Annotated in this window: 13 protein-coding genes and 1 pseudogene; 11 read left to right on the plus strand and 3 right to left on the minus strand. The window is 73.5% G+C overall.

What is annotated here, in order from left to right; all coding sequences use genetic code 11:
• Nucleotides 1-76 precede the first annotated feature (76 nt).
• Nucleotides 77-439 (minus strand): SsgA family sporulation/cell division regulator, encoded by a 363-nt coding sequence (locus ACF1FZ_RS12955; protein WP_391773420.1) that lies wholly within the window; start codon nucleotides 437-439, stop codon nucleotides 77-79.
• Nucleotides 440-615: 176 nt separating this feature from the next.
• On the opposite strand from ACF1FZ_RS12955, the gene ACF1FZ_RS12960 reads away from it, so the two are divergent.
• The 5 genes from ACF1FZ_RS12960 (at nucleotide 616) to ACF1FZ_RS12980 (ending at nucleotide 5231) form a co-directional block, all read left to right on the plus strand.
• Entirely contained in the window at nucleotides 616-1674 is a 1059-nt protein-coding gene (locus ACF1FZ_RS12960; RefSeq protein ID WP_391773421.1) for an energy-coupling factor ABC transporter permease, read from the plus strand.
• On the plus strand, nucleotides 1674-2435 hold the full coding sequence (cbiQ, locus tag ACF1FZ_RS12965; protein WP_391773422.1) for a cobalt ECF transporter T component CbiQ: 762 nt from the start codon (nucleotides 1674-1676) through the stop codon (nucleotides 2433-2435). Before ACF1FZ_RS12960 ends, cbiQ begins: the two co-directional genes overlap by 1 nt.
• Complete coding sequence (locus ACF1FZ_RS12970) at nucleotides 2423-3202, plus strand: energy-coupling factor ABC transporter ATP-binding protein (RefSeq protein ID WP_391773423.1); 780 nt, start codon at nucleotides 2423-2425, stop codon at nucleotides 3200-3202. Before cbiQ ends, ACF1FZ_RS12970 begins: the two co-directional genes overlap by 13 nt.
• Nucleotides 3203-3279: 77 nt before the next feature.
• Complete coding sequence (locus tag ACF1FZ_RS12975; protein ID WP_391773548.1) at nucleotides 3280-4440, plus strand: serine hydrolase domain-containing protein; 1161 nt, start codon at nucleotides 3280-3282, stop codon at nucleotides 4438-4440.
• Nucleotides 4437-5231 carry an SDR family NAD(P)-dependent oxidoreductase gene (locus ACF1FZ_RS12980; protein ID WP_391773424.1) on the plus strand — a complete coding sequence of 265 codons (795 nt, stop codon included), beginning with the start codon at nucleotides 4437-4439 and terminating at the stop codon, nucleotides 5229-5231. The genes ACF1FZ_RS12975 and ACF1FZ_RS12980 overlap by 4 nt, the downstream gene beginning before the upstream one ends.
• A gap of 99 nt (nucleotides 5232-5330) precedes the next feature.
• Here ACF1FZ_RS12980 and ACF1FZ_RS12985 read toward each other — a convergent pair.
• Both ACF1FZ_RS12985 and ACF1FZ_RS12990 read right to left on the minus strand, forming a co-directional pair.
• Nucleotides 5331-5498 (minus strand): annotated as a pseudogene (locus ACF1FZ_RS12985) (EamA family transporter); the annotation flags it as partial.
• Between the two features lie 497 nt (nucleotides 5499-5995).
• Nucleotides 5996-7744 carry a dolichyl-phosphate-mannose--protein mannosyltransferase gene (locus ACF1FZ_RS12990; RefSeq protein WP_391773425.1) on the minus strand — a complete coding sequence of 583 codons (1749 nt, stop codon included), beginning with the start codon at nucleotides 7742-7744 and terminating at the stop codon, nucleotides 5996-5998.
• Nucleotides 7745-7797: 53 nt separating this feature from the next.
• Here ACF1FZ_RS12990 and rsmI point away from each other — a divergent pair, with 53 nt between their 5' ends.
• The 6 genes from rsmI to ACF1FZ_RS13020 all read left to right on the plus strand — a co-directional run bounded on the left by rsmI (nucleotide 7798) and on the right by ACF1FZ_RS13020 (nucleotide 13515).
• Nucleotides 7798-8694: a 16S rRNA (cytidine(1402)-2'-O)-methyltransferase gene (rsmI, locus tag ACF1FZ_RS12995; protein WP_391773426.1), complete on the plus strand. Its 897-nt coding sequence runs from the start codon at nucleotides 7798-7800 to the stop codon at nucleotides 8692-8694.
• A 172-nt stretch (nucleotides 8695-8866) separates the two neighbouring features.
• A complete protein-coding gene (locus ACF1FZ_RS13000) occupies nucleotides 8867-9265 on the plus strand; it encodes a hypothetical protein (protein ID WP_391773427.1) in 399 nt (132 codons plus the stop codon).
• A 32-nt stretch (nucleotides 9266-9297) separates the two neighbouring features.
• Entirely contained in the window at nucleotides 9298-10164 is an 867-nt protein-coding gene (locus ACF1FZ_RS13005) for a TatD family hydrolase (RefSeq protein ID WP_391773428.1), read from the plus strand.
• Nucleotides 10165-10360: 196 nt separating this feature from the next.
• Complete coding sequence (gene rsmA, locus ACF1FZ_RS13010; RefSeq protein WP_104786588.1) at nucleotides 10361-11233, plus strand: 16S rRNA (adenine(1518)-N(6)/adenine(1519)-N(6))-dimethyltransferase RsmA; 873 nt, start codon at nucleotides 10361-10363, stop codon at nucleotides 11231-11233.
• Nucleotides 11230-12153 carry a 4-(cytidine 5'-diphospho)-2-C-methyl-D-erythritol kinase gene (locus ACF1FZ_RS13015; protein WP_391773429.1) on the plus strand — a complete coding sequence of 308 codons (924 nt, stop codon included), beginning with the start codon at nucleotides 11230-11232 and terminating at the stop codon, nucleotides 12151-12153. Before rsmA ends, ACF1FZ_RS13015 begins: the two co-directional genes overlap by 4 nt.
• 48 nt (nucleotides 12154-12201) lie before the next feature.
• A complete protein-coding gene (locus tag ACF1FZ_RS13020) occupies nucleotides 12202-13515 on the plus strand; it encodes an acyltransferase (RefSeq protein ID WP_391773430.1) in 1314 nt (437 codons plus the stop codon).
• Nucleotides 13516-13685 lie beyond the last annotated feature (170 nt).

A 13685-nucleotide genomic window follows, 5' to 3' on the forward strand; every position in this document is an offset into this window, starting at 1 on the left:
GGCGCGTACCGCACGGACACCGGAGCCTGCTTCTGAGCGGATGAGCGGATCGCGGCCCCGGGGGTTCCCGTCGTGTTCAGGCGCTGGTGGTGGCGGCGGGGGTCTGAGGGCGCTGCGCCGCCGCGCGGGCCCGTGCCAGGAAGCGGATGAGGGGAGCCTTGTCGAACTGGAGGACGGCCACGCCGTCCGGTGAGTGCAGTTCGATGATGAGCTGGGCCCGGCCGCACGGCCATATCCGCAGGTCGCCCCGGGCGGCGGGGGAACGCAGTCCGCGCTCCAGGAGGTCCAGGCCGAAGGTCCGGTCGACTCCGCCGGGGAGCCGTACGCGGACGGTCTGCGGCTCCCCGGGGTCGCAGCGCAGCTCGACGGGGACCAGCCGGGGGTCGGGCCCGTCGGTGATGAGCCGGGCGCGGGCGTGTTCTTGGATCGCGAGGGACATGGGCCGGCTCCTCCTGTGTGAAATCTCTTCCCCCAATGTCCCATATATTCCTATTTGGGCATGCTGGGGGAGGGACAGTTGTCAGCCCTGCGCTCTTGCGAGCTGTTTGCAGCAGGGCTCTATCATGGAGCGTTTTCCGACCCCGCCAGCAGTGACGCCCGAAGCGGAGCCTCTCCATGCACGTACCCGACGGATTCATCGACGCACCCGTCTCCGCTGTAGCGGGCGTCGTCGCCGCAGGCGCGGTCGCCGTCGGCCTCCGCGGCGCGCGGCGGGAACTGGACGAGCGGACGGCTCCGCTGGCCGGGCTCGTCGCCGCGTTCGTCTTCGCCGTGCAGATGCTGAACTTCCCCGTCGCCGCGGGTACCAGCGGCCATCTCCTGGGCGGGGCGCTGGCGGCGATCCTGGTCGGGCCCTTCACGGGTGTGCTCTGCATAGCGGTCGTCCTGCTGATGCAGGGCATCCTCTTCGCCGACGGCGGCCTCACCGCGCTCGGCGTGAACATCACGGTGATGGGGGTCGTCACCACCGTCGTCGCCCACATCCTCTTCCGCGGGCTGACCCGGGTGCTGCCCCGTACCCGCCGCTCCACGACCGCCGCCGCCTTCGTGGCCGCGCTGGTCTCCGTGCCGGCCGCGGCCGTCGCCTTCACCCTGATCTACGCGATCGGCGGTACCACCGACGTACCCGTCGGCAAGGTCCTCACCGCGATGGCCGGCGTCCACGTCCTGATCGGCATCGGGGAGGCGGCCATCACCGCGCTGACCGTCGGGTCCGTGATCGCGGTGCGCCCCGATCTGGTGCACGGCGCCCGTGGACTCGCCGCCCCGCTCAAGCTCCGCGTCGACGGTGAGCTGGTCGACGCCCCGGCCGCCCAGGCCCCCTCGTCCGCCCCCGCGGACGCCCGCTCGACCCGTAAGGTCTGGGTCACCGGCCTGGCCGCCGCGTTCGTCCTCGCGGGTGTCGTCTCCTTCTACGCCTCCGCGAACCCCGACGGCCTGGAGAAGGTCGCCGCCGACCAGGGCATCGACGAGAAGGCCCGGGAACACGACGCGGCCGGCTCCCCGCTCGCCGACTACGGCGTCAAGGACATCAGTGACGCCCGCCTCTCCGGAGGCATCGCCGGAGTGATCGGCGTCGCCGCCACCGTCGTCGTCGGCAGCGGTGTGTTCCGGGTCGTGCGCAGGCGCCGTACGCCACAGGCGCCCGCCTCCCGCACCACCGAGTCCGTCTGATGGGTGCCGGGCACGCCCACAGGCTCTACCGGCACGGGCACTCGCCCGTCCACGCCCTGCCCCCGCACTGCAAGCTCACCGCCGTCCTCTGCTTCGTCGTGGTCGTCGTCTCGACCCCCCGCGAGGCCGTGTGGGCCTTCGCGCTGTACGCGCTGCTGCTCGCCGCCGTCGCCGCGGCGGCCCGGATCCCGCCCGGGTTCCTGCTGAAGCGGCTGGCCGTCGAGGTGCCGTTCGTCGCGTTCGCGGTGCTCATGCCGTTCGTGGTGCCCGGTGAGCGGACCGAACTGCTCGGTGTCCCCGTCAGCGTCCCCGGTCTCTGGGGCGCCTGGAACGTCCTCGCGAAGGGCACCCTCGGCGTGGCCGCCTCGGTGATCCTCGCCTCGACCACCGAGCTGCGCGCGCTGCTGCTCGGCCTCCAGCGGCTCAAGCTGCCGCCGCTGCTCGTCCAGATCGCGGCCTTCATGATCCGCTACGGCGACGTGGTCACCGACGAGCTGCGCCGGATGTCCGTCGCCCGCCGCTCGCGCGGCTTCGAAGCAAGGGGCGTACGGCACTGGGGCGTCCTCGCCAGGACGGCGGGCGCCCTCTTCATCCGGTCCTACGAACGCGGCGAACGCGTCCACCTCGCGATGGTCAGCCGCGGCTACACCGGAACCATGCCGGTGATCGACGAGGTGACCGCCTCCCGCGCCCAGTGGGCGCACGCCGCGGCGCTCCCCGCCCTCGCCCTCGTCGTATGTCTGCTGGGATGGACCCTGTGAACCTGCCCACCGCCCCCGCGCCCTCCCTGGAGGTCAGCGGCCTCGCCTACGCCTACCCCGACGGCCACCAGGCCCTCTTCGGTGTCGACCTGACCGTGGCCCGGGGGGAACGCGTGGCGCTCCTCGGCCCCAACGGCGCGGGCAAGACCACCCTCGTCCTCCACCTCAACGGCATCCTCGAGGCGGGCGCCGGCACCGTCCGGGTCGCCGGGCTGCCCGTGGGGAAGCGGCACCTCGCCGAGATCCGCCGCCGCGTCGGCATCGTCTTCCAGGACCCCGACGACCAGCTCTTCATGCCGACCGTCCGCGAGGACGTCGCCTTCGGGCCCGCCACGGCGGGCCTGCGCGGCCCCGGGCTGGAGGAGCGGGTCATGACCGCGCTCCGGCGGGTCGGCATGGAGGAGTACGCGGAGCGGCCCCCGCACCACCTCTCCTTCGGCCAGCGCCGCCGGGTCGCCGTCGCCACCGTCCTCGCCATGGAGCCCGAGATCCTCGTCCTGGACGAGCCCTCCTCCAACCTGGACCCGGCCTCCCGCCGCGAACTCGCCGACATCCTGCGCTCCCTGGACGTCACCGTGCTGATGGTCACCCACGACCTGCCGTACGCGCTCGAGCTCTGCCCGCGCGCCGTCATCCTCAGCGAGGGTGTGATCGCCGCCGACGACCGCACGCAGGACCTGCTGTGCGACGGCGAACTCATGCGCAGGCACCGGCTGGAGCTGCCCTTCGGCTTCGATCCGCGTTCCGTGTCCGTTCCGCGTCCGTGAACAGATGGTGACCCGCCCCGCGTTCCACCTGCGGCGCGATGCACCATGGGGGGATGAGCGGGAGCGCGGGAGCAGGCGTGGACGTACGGGGCACGGTGACACCGGGATTCGAGGCGGTACGGGACGCCTTCGTCCGTAACTTCGAACAGCGCGGGGAGCGGGGAGCGGCCGTGGCCCTCTACCACCACGGCCGCAAGGTCGTGGACCTGTGGGCCGGCACGAGAGACGTCGACGGCACCGAGCCCTGGGCCGTGGACACCGTGCAGATCGTGCGTTCGGCCGGAAAGGGCATCGCCGCCGCCGTGCCGCTGCTGCTGCACCAGCGTGGGCAGGTGGACCTCGACGCCCCCGTCGGCACGTACTGGCCGGAGTTCAAGGCGAACGGCAAGGAGCGCGTCCTCGTACGCCACCTCCTCGCCCACCGCGGCGGGCTGGCCGCCCTCGACACGCCGCTGACGCCCGGGGAGGCCGCCGACGGGGTGTCGGGGCCGCAGGCCGTCGCCGTCCAGCGGCCCCAGTGGGAGCCCGGCGCCGACCACGGGTACCACGCGCAGACCTACAGCTGGCTCGTCGGCGAGCTGGTGCGCAGGGTCACCGGGCGGACCATCGGCCGCTGGGTCGCCGAGGAGATCGCCCGTCCGCTCGGCCTGGACTTCTGGTTCGGCCTCCCGGCCGACGAAGCGCACCGGATCGGGCGGATCGGCCCCGTCGAACCCCCGCCGGCCGAAGGCAGCGGCGCGCTCCGCACACGCCCCAAGCGCTCCGTCGTCGAGGCCTACGCCGACCCGTCCTCGCTCACCCGCCGGGCGTTCGGGGCGATCGACCCCTTCCCCGACGAGAACGCCCCCGCCTACCGCGCCGCGGAACTCCCCGCGTCCAACGGCATCGCCACCGCACGCGGGCTCGCCCGCTGTTACGCCGCGATGATCGGCGAGGTCGACGGCCATCGCCTGTTCGCCCCCGCCACCCTCACCCTGGCCCGCACCGAGGAGTCCACGGGGCCGGACCGCGTGCTGGTCGTCAGCACCCGTTTCGGCCTCGGTTACATGCTGCACGGCCCGGCCGCGCCGCTGCTCGGCCCCGGGTCGTTCGGGCACCCCGGACGCGGTGGTTCGCTGGGCTTCGCCGACCCCGAATCGGGCATCGCGCTCGGTTATGTGACGAACGGTCTGCAGAAGGGAGTCACCGCCGACCCCCGTGCCCAGGCCCTGGTCAGAGCAGTACGGTCGGCGCTATGACTCCTCCTCGCTTCCACGGGCACACCGCACTCCTCACCGGCGCGGGCCAGGGCATCGGGGCGGCCACCGCCCGCCGGCTCGCCTCCGAGGGCGCGGCCGTCCTGGTCACCGACCTGGACGCCGCCCGCGCCGAACGCACCGCCGCCGGTATCCGTGAGGCGGGCGGCACCGCCGAGGCCCTGGCCTGCGATGTGGGCGACCGGGCGGCGGTCGACGCGGCGGTGGCCCACGCGGTCGACGCCTTCGGCCGGCTCGACGTCCTGGTCAACAACGCCTACGCCAACCACGAGGACGCGCCCCTCTTCGAGGACGAGGAGGACGAACCCTGGGCCCACACCCTCGACATCACCCTGACCGGCCCCTACCGCTGCTCGCGCGCCGCGCTGCCGCACCTGGTGGCCTCAGGGCGAGGCGCGATCGTCAACATCGGCTCGGTCAACGGTGAACAGGACTTCGGCGGCCACGCCTACAGCGCCGCGAAGGCGGGCCTGGCCGGCCTGACCCGCACACTCGCCGGGCACGCGGGACCACGCGGTGTCCGCGTCAACCTCGTGGCACCCGGCACGATCCGTACGGACGCGTGGGCGGGCCGCGACACCGCACTGGAGCGGGCGAGCGCCCTCTACCCGCTCGGCCGGATCGGCGAACCGGACGACATCGCGTCCGCCGTCGCCTTCCTCGCCTCCCGGGACGCGGCCTGGGTCACCGGCACCACCCTGCGGGTGGACGGCGGTCTCCTGGCCGTCAACAGGGGGTTCCCCGCGGCGATGGCGGGGGACCCGGAGGCCTGATGAGGCCCTGCCGGGCCTCCCCGGCACAGTGACGCGCCGATCCGGAGGCGACACCGGTGAGGAAGCGGGGCCGTGCCCCGGGCGGACGGCCGCATCCGCTCAGCTCGTGCGGGGCATCGGCCCGATGCCGGCCGTGACCGGCCCGGCCGCCGCGGTCCGAGGAGCCCCGAAGCGCTCCTCGAGGGACAGCGCCCCCATCGCGGCGTCCACGAGGACCGACGACCCGCGGAGCGCGGCGACCGGAGCGAGCGGGGCCTTCGTCCGTGCCCTTCGTCCGCAGGAGCAGCACACATGACGACCCAGCTGTCCGACGCCGAACTCGCCGCACAGCCGGCTGCCCCCGGACCGGAGCGGCCTACGAGGCCCTCATCGCGTCCCCCCGCGCCAGCAGGCCGAACCGGGCTTCGTCCAGACCGAGTTCCGGCTGCCGCGCAACCTGTCGGAGAACGGCCTCCCGCCCGACGGGAAGGGGATGGCCCTCCCGGAGCTGCGGCGGGCGATGGGCTCCTGCCTGAGGCCCGGGGACGGCCTGAGGGCCGAGGCGGACGCCCCGCTGGAGCGTGGCCGGCTCACCCAGGACGACGAGGGGCGGCTGTGGACCACCGAGGCGGGAAAGAGGCCCGTACCGGCCTCAGGGAGCACGCCCCGGCGGATCCGTGCCCGCATCCACCGGGGCGTGGACGACGCCGACTACGTCACCGCCCTGAAGGTGCTCCGGCGGAGGATCCGCAGCACCGGCGGCCCCACGGCCTGGCCGTACGCCGCTACACCCAGGTGTCCAGCCACATCCGGTCGCGCCAGGAGGTGTCCGGGATCGACGTGCCCGTGTACAGGGGCCAGAAGTAGACGAAGTTCCAGATGATCAGCAGCACCAGGACACCCGCCGCGACCGCGCCCAGCGTGCGTCTGCGCTCGTCCGTGGGGCCGGCCTCGTCCGGCCCCGGGTGGTGTCCGGTGCCGGACGCCGGGCCCAGGAGGGCGCCGGTCATCATCGTGACCGCGAGGCACAGGAAGGGCACGAACACGACCGCGTAGAAGAGGAAGATCGTCCGCTCCTGGTAGAAGAACCAGGGCACCCAGCCCGCCGCCACCCCGCACGCGATCGCGCCCGCCCGCCAGTCGCGGCGGAAGGCCCAGCGCCACAGCACGTAGACCAGCGCCACGCACGCCGTCCACCACAGCAGCGGGGTGCCGAGTGCCAGCACCTCGCGGGCGCACTTGCCGGTTCCGGAGGTGAGGCAGCCCGTCTTCTCCTCGTAGAAGTACGAGACCGGGCGGCCCAGCACGATCCAGCTCCACGGATTGGACTCGTAGGTGTGGCCGGAGGTCAGGCCGACGTGGAACTCGTAGACCTGGTACTCGTAGTGCCACAGGCTGCGCAGCCAGTCCGGCAGCCAGGTCCAGCTGCCGCCCTTGCCCTCGGTGGCCGCCCAGTCGCGGTAGTACCCCTTGTCCGTGACGATCCAGCCGGTCCACGAGACGACGTACGTGCCGATCGCCACCGGCACCGTGGAGACGAACGCGGGCAGCAGGTCCCTGAGGACCACGGCCCGGTACGGCTGCACGGCGCCCGCCGTGCGCCTCGCGCCGACGTCCCAGAGCACCGCCATCACACCGAAGGCGGCCAGGATGTAGAGCCCGTTCCACTTCGTGGCGAAGGCCAGGCCGAGCATCAGGCCGGCCGTGATCCGCCACGGGCGAAGGCCGAGGCGGAGCGTCTCGGCGATGTGGGCGTCCGGACGCAGGAGTCCTTCCTCGTCCACCGGGAGGGCGGCGGCCAGCTTGCGGCGGGACCGGTCGCGGTCGATGAGGAGGCAGCCGAAGGCCGCGAGCACGAAGAACATCAGCACCAGGTCGAGCAGCGCGGTGCGGCTCATCACGAAGTGCAGCCCGTCGACGGTCAGCAGGGTGCCGGCCAGGCAGCCCAGGAACGTGGAGCGGAACAGCCGGCGGCCGATGCGGCACAGCATCAGGACCGAGAGGGTGCCGAGCACCGCCACCATGAAGCGCCAGCCGAACGGGGTGAACCCGAAGAGCTGTTCCCCGAACCCGATGATCCACTTGCCGACCGGCGGGTGGACGACGTAGCCCGGGTCCACCGGGATGTCCACCGAGGAGGGGGCCTTCAGGATCAGTTTGTCGACATCCTTGGGCCACGAACCCTCGTACCCCTGGTTGACCAGGGCCCAGGCGTCCTTGGCGTAGTACGTCTCGTCGAATATCACCGCCTTCGGGTTGCCCAGGTTCCAGAACCGCAGCACCCCGGCGACCAGGGCGACCAGCAGCGGCCCGCCCCAGGCGGACCAGCGCACCAGGTGGCCGGCGAGGACCGGGGGCACGGCGAGCACGTTCCAGAACTGGCGGCCGGGGCGGGCGTAGGGCGGGACCAGGCGCTCGCGCAGCCCCGTCTCCGGCCGTGGGCGATGGCCGAAGCGGCGCAGCCGCTGCTGCCAGGAAGGCGGCTGGTCGCCGGCGTCGGTGCCCTGCTGGGCCTCGGGCGCAGTACTCGTCACCGCGCCATCGTAGGGAACGCTTCTGTGCGAGTGGTGCCGCCCGTGCTGGGAGGATGGGCGATGTGACTGGAACGACTGGAACGCTCGTACTCGCAGGGACCCCCATCGGCGACGTGGCGGACGCCCCGCCACGGCTCGCCGCCGAGCTGGAGACGGCCGACGTCGTGGCCGCCGAGGACACCCGGCGGCTGCGCCGCCTCACCCAGGCGCTGGGCATCCACACGACGGGGCGTGTCGTGTCCTACTTCGAGGGCAACGAGTCGGCGCGTACGCCCGAGCTGGTCGAGGCGCTGGCCGGTGGCGCGCGTGTCCTGCTCGTCACCGACGCCGGGATGCCGTCCGTCTCCGACCCCGGCTACCGGCTCGTCGCCGCCGCCGTGGAGCAGGACATCAAGGTCACCGCCGTACCGGGCCCGTCGGCGGTGCTGACGGCGCTCGCACTGTCCGCCCTGCCCGTGGACCGCTTCTGCTTCGAGGGTTTCCTGCCGCGCAAGGCGGGCGAACGGCTCGGGAAGCTGCGTGAGGTCGCCGACGAGCGCCGCACGATGGTCTTCTTCGAGGCCCCGCACCGGCTGGACGACACCCTGGCCGCGATGGCAGAGGTGTTCGGGGCCGGCCGCAGGGCCGCCGTGTGCCGCGAACTGACCAAGACGTACGAGGAAGTGAAGCGGGGCCCGCTGGGCGACCTGGCCCTCTGGGCGGCCGAGGGCGTGCGCGGTGAGATCACCGTCGTGGTCGAGGGCGCCACGGACTCCGGGAACGAAGGACCGGACGACACCGAACTGGTACGCAGGGTGCAGGTGCGCGAGGAGGCGGGGGAGCGGCGCAAGGAGGCCATCGCGGCGGTCGCCGCCGAGGCGGGGCTGCCCAAACGCCAGGTGTTCGATGCGGTGGTCGCGGCGAAGAACGCGGCTCGGACCGGCCAGGAGCAGGGCGGGGGACTAGCCTGAAATGTGAAGCCCGAGCCGCGTACCGGGTGCGTCGGCCACGGACCGGCCACAGGCGTTCCCACACCCGGCAGGCCCGGTGCGCCGCCGCCTGTGGAGGCGCCCACCCGAGGGTGGGACGCACCGTCCGGAGTGCTCGTCCGGAGTGCTTGTCCGTCGGACAAGAGGAGCAGGCATGAGTGACATCGCAGCAACCACCGTGCACGAGGCGTACGCCTTCGCCTGCATGAGATGCGGGCACGGCTGGGAACAGGCCTACGCCATAGAGCACCACACCGACGGCTCGGGCAACGCGTACGTGGTGTACAAGGCGGACGGGGAACACGTGCCCTCGCCGCTGTCCACCCCCACCTGCACGAACTGCGGCGGCCACGTGGTCCGCATCATGCGCGCGGGCCGGGTCTCCACCGTCCAGCAGCTGCTCAGGTCCCAGGAGGGCCGCCGCTCCGTGAGGGCCGCCGCGGACGACGCCCCCGACGAGACGGCTGTGGTCACCGCCGTTCCGGCGGCCCCCGGCCCCGTGTCACGTCACCGGCAGCTGTCGGATCTGCTGCACCCCTTCCACCGGCGCTGAGAGAGGACACGCGGCCTCGTAGAGTCGTCGGTATGAGCCGTACCGACGCCCCGCCGCTGCCCGACCCCCTCCGGGTTCCGGTAGCCGATTCGCACACCCATCTGGACATGCAGGACGGAACGGTCGAGGAAGGCCTCGCCCGGGCCGCCGCCGTCAACGTGACCGCCGTCGTCCAGGTGGGCTGTGACGTGAAGGGTTCGCACTGGGCCGCCGAGACCGCCGCCGCGCACCCGTCCGTGCACGCCTCCGTCGCCCTGCACCCCAACGAGGCCCCGCGCATCGTGCACGGGGACCCCGAGGGCTCGGCCCGGCAGGGGGTCAGGGAGCCGGGCGGGAGAGCCGCGCTGGACGAGGCGCTCGCCGAGATCGACGCCCTGGCGGCCCTCGACCACGTACGAGGTGTCGGGGAGACCGGGCTCGACCACTTCCGTACGGGTCCCGAGGGCATGGCCGCCCAGGAGGAGTCCTTCCGCGCGCACATCGAGATCGCCAAGCGGCACGGCAAGGCCCTGGTCATCCACGACCGGGAGGCCCACGCGGACGTCCTGCGCATCCTCGCGGACGCCGGGGCGCCGGAGCGGACCGTCTTCCACTGCTACTCCGGGGACGCCGACATGGCCCGGATCTGTGCGGCGGCAGGCTACTTCATGTCCTTCGCGGGCAACGTCACCTTCAAGAACGCGCAGCCGCTGCGCGACGCGCTGGCCGTCGCCCCCGCCGAGCTCGTGCTCGTCGAGACGGACGCCCCCTTCCTCACCCCCGCTCCCTATCGCGGACGGCCCAACGCCCCCTACCTGATTCCGGTCACGCTCCGTGCCATGGCCGAGGTGAGGGGCACCGACGAGGACACCCTGGCCGCCGCCGTCTACGACAACACCGCGCGGGCGTTCGACTTCTGAGACCTCTGAGGCTCTGAGACCTCTGGGAGCCCGGACGGGACCTCCGGGACCTCCGCGGCCTCGGGGGCCCGCGAAGCACCCGGGCCGGCACGTCGGGCAGTCGTACGACGAGGCCGTCGTCCTGCGGGAGGCACACGGCTGCGGTCCCGGGCCGGGCGGCGGCTCCCGGGCCCCGCGGCGGCCGTAGGCTTAACGGGTGAGCACCACAGAGCCCGACGCCCTCCTGGGCCCCGCAGACATCCGCGAGCTGGCCGCAGCGCTGGGCGTACGCCCCACCAAGCAGCGCGGTCAGAACTTCGTCATCGACGCCAACACGGTCCGCAGGATCGTACGGACCGCCGAGGTGCGGCCCGACGACGTGGTGGTGGAGGTCGGGCCCGGCCTCGGCTCGCTGACCCTGGCCCTGCTGGAGGCGGCCGACCGGGTCGTCGCCGTGGAGATCGACGACGTGCTCGCGGGCGCCCTGCCGGCCACGGTCGCCGCACGGCTCCCGGAGCGCGCCGACCGCTTCGCACTGGTCCACTCCGACGCGATGCTGGTCACGGAGCTGCCCGGCCCGGCGCCGACCGCGCTCGTCGCCAACCTGCCGTACAACGTCGCCGTCCCGGTCCTGCTCACCATGCTGGAGCGCTTCCCCACCATCGAGCGGACGCTCGTGATGGTGCAGGCCGAGGTCGCCGACCGGCTGGCCGCCAGGCCCGGCAACAAGGTCTACGGCGTGCCGTCGGTCAAGGCCAACTGGTACGCCGACGTCAAGCGCGCCGGGTCGATCGGCCGTACGGTCTTCTGGCCCGCGCCCAACGTCGACTCCGGTCTGGTGTCCCTGGTCCGGCGTACGGAACCGATCCGTACGACCGCGAGCCGTACCGAGGTCTTCGCCGTCGTGGACGCCGCCTTCGCCCAGCGCCGCAAGACACTGCGCGCCGCCCTGGCGGGCTGGGCCGGCTCCGCACCGGCCGCCGAGGCCGCCCTGACCGCCGCCGGGATCTCGCCACAGGCGCGGGGCGAGGCGCTTACCGTCGAGGAGTTCGCCGCCATCGCCGAGAACAAGCCGGAGCCGTCCGCATGACCCACAGCGTCACCGTCCGCGTACCCGCAAAGGTCAACGTGCAGCTCGCGGTGGGTGCCCCCCGCCCCGACGGCTTCCACGACCTGGCCAACGTCTTCCTCGCCGTCGGCCTGTACGACGAGGTCACCGTCACCCCCGCCGAGGCGCTGCGCGTCACCTGTTCCGGACCGGACGCCGGCCGGGTCCCGCTGGACGCCACCAACCTGGCCGCCAGGGCGGCCATCGCCCTGGCGGCCCGGCACGGCATCGCCCCCGATGTGCACATCCACATCGCCAAGGACATCCCCGTCGCCGGCGGAATGGCGGGCGGCAGCGCCGACGGAGCCGCCGCCCTGCTGGCCTGCGACACCCTCTGGGCCACCGGGGCGAGCCGGGAGGAGCTCCTGGAGATCTGCGCCGAACTGGGCAGCGACGTGCCGTTCAGCCTGGTCGGCGGGGCGGCACTCGGGACCGGCCGCGGTGAGCAGCTGACCGCCGTCGAGACCGGCGGCACCTTCCACTGGGTCTTCGCCGTCGCCGACGGCGGACTCTCCACCCCCGCGGTGTACGGCGAGTTCGACCGGCTCACCGCCGGCACCGACGTTCCCGAGCCGGCCGCCTCCCCCACGCTCCTGGCCGCCCTGCGCGAGGGGGACGTCACCGCCCTCGCGGACGCCCTCGGCAACGACCTCCAGGCCGCCGCCCTCTCCCTGCGCCCCTCGCTGGCCGGCACCCTCGCGGCGGGCACCGCCGCCGGCGCCCTGGCCGCGCTGGTCTCGGGGTCCGGGCCGACCACGGCGTTCCTGACCGCCGACGAGGAGTCGGCGCGGAAGGTGGCCGACGCCCTGCTGGCCTCGGGCACCTGCCGCGAAGCCCGGATGGCGGTGTCCCCGGCGGCGGGCGCCACCGTCGTCCGGCAGGGGTACTCAGACGCGAACTGAGTACGGTCGCGCTGCCGCCCTTCCGGGGCCCGGCGCGACCGTAGGCGCATGGGATCACCTGTTCGTGAACTGGCCGGGGCCACACCTGTCACCCGGGACCGTTACGTCGATCTGCTGCGCGTCGTCTCGCTCGGCACGGTCGTCCTCGGCCACTGGCTGATGGCCGCCGTCACCGCCGGCGGGGTCGGCAACCTCCTCGCCGTCGTGCCGCGGCTCCAGCTGCTCACCTGGGTCCTCCAGATCATGCCGGTCTTCTTCTTCGTCGGCGGTTTCTCCCACGCGCTGTCCTACCGTTCCCTGGCCCGCAGGAGGCCCGAGGGCTTCACGGGCTCCGTGTACCCGTCCTTCCTGCGCGCCCGGCTGCAACGGCTGCTGAGGCCGACCATGGTCTTCGTCCTGGTCTGGGGCGTCGCCGCGCTCCTCGTCCAGCTCCTCGGCGGCGGGGGCGGACTGACCGGTGTGACGCTGCGGCTGGTGACCCAGCCCCTCTGGTTCGTCGGGGTCTATCTGGCGATGGTCGCGTTCACCCCGGCCCTGCTGAAACTGCACGACCGCTACGGCTGGGGCGCGTTCGCCGTGCTCGCGGGAGCCGCCGCCTCGGTGGACCTCCTGCGTTTCGCGGCAGGCGTCCCGTACGTCGAGTTCCTCAACTTCGCGTTCGTCTGGCTCGCGGTGCACCAGCTCGGCTTCCTGCGCGCCGACGGCCGCATCCGCCGCCCCGGGGTCCTCGCCGCCGCCGGCCTCACCGCCGCCGTCGCGCTGGTGGCCTTCGGCCCGTATCCGCTCTCCATGGTCGGCATGCCGGGGGAGGAGATCAGCAACATGGCGCCCCCCACGCTCGCCCTGCTCGGCCACGGTCTGTGGCTGGCCGGGGCAGCCGAGCTGCTGAGGGCCCCCGGAGCCCGGCTGGCCGCCCGGCCCCGCGTCTGGCGCGCGGTCGTGGCCGCCAACGGCGTCGCGATGACCGCGTTCCTGTGGCACCTCACCGCGATGCTGGGCGTGTACGGGGCGATGCTCGCCCTCCGCCTGCCCCTGCCCGGGCCGGCCACCGGCGCCTGGTGGGCGCAGGTCCCGCTGCGGATCGCGGCCGCGGCCGCGGTGACCGCGGCCCTGGTCGCGGCCTTCCGTACGTTCGAGCGCCCCGTCCGCGCCGCCCCCGGCAGGGGCACGAGCGGCGCGGGGGCCGTATCGGCGATCGGGGTGACCCTCGCCCTGCTGGGCGTCCTGGGCCTGTCCATGGTCGGGTACGCGGGGCTGCTCGAAGGGCACACCGCGCTGCTGATCACCGTCCACGTGAGCGCGCCCGCCGCAGTGGCGGCGGCGCTCGGCGGCTGGCTGCTGGTCGAGCGCGCCGGGCGGTGACCGGGTGCCGGCGCCCGCGGAGAACAGGCCGGTGACCGTAGGGGCGGCGGCACGAGGTGATACGTCCCCGTTCCTGCCCGTACCGCCACCGGGCGGGGCCCGACAGCCGGCCGGCGCCACCGTCGCCACGACCGCCGGAACCAGGGCCCACCCGGCGTCACGTGTCATGA

Source organism: Streptomyces sp. NPDC014623, from assembly GCF_043088245.1.
Taxonomy (GTDB): Bacteria; Actinomycetota; Actinomycetes; order Streptomycetales; family Streptomycetaceae; genus Streptomyces.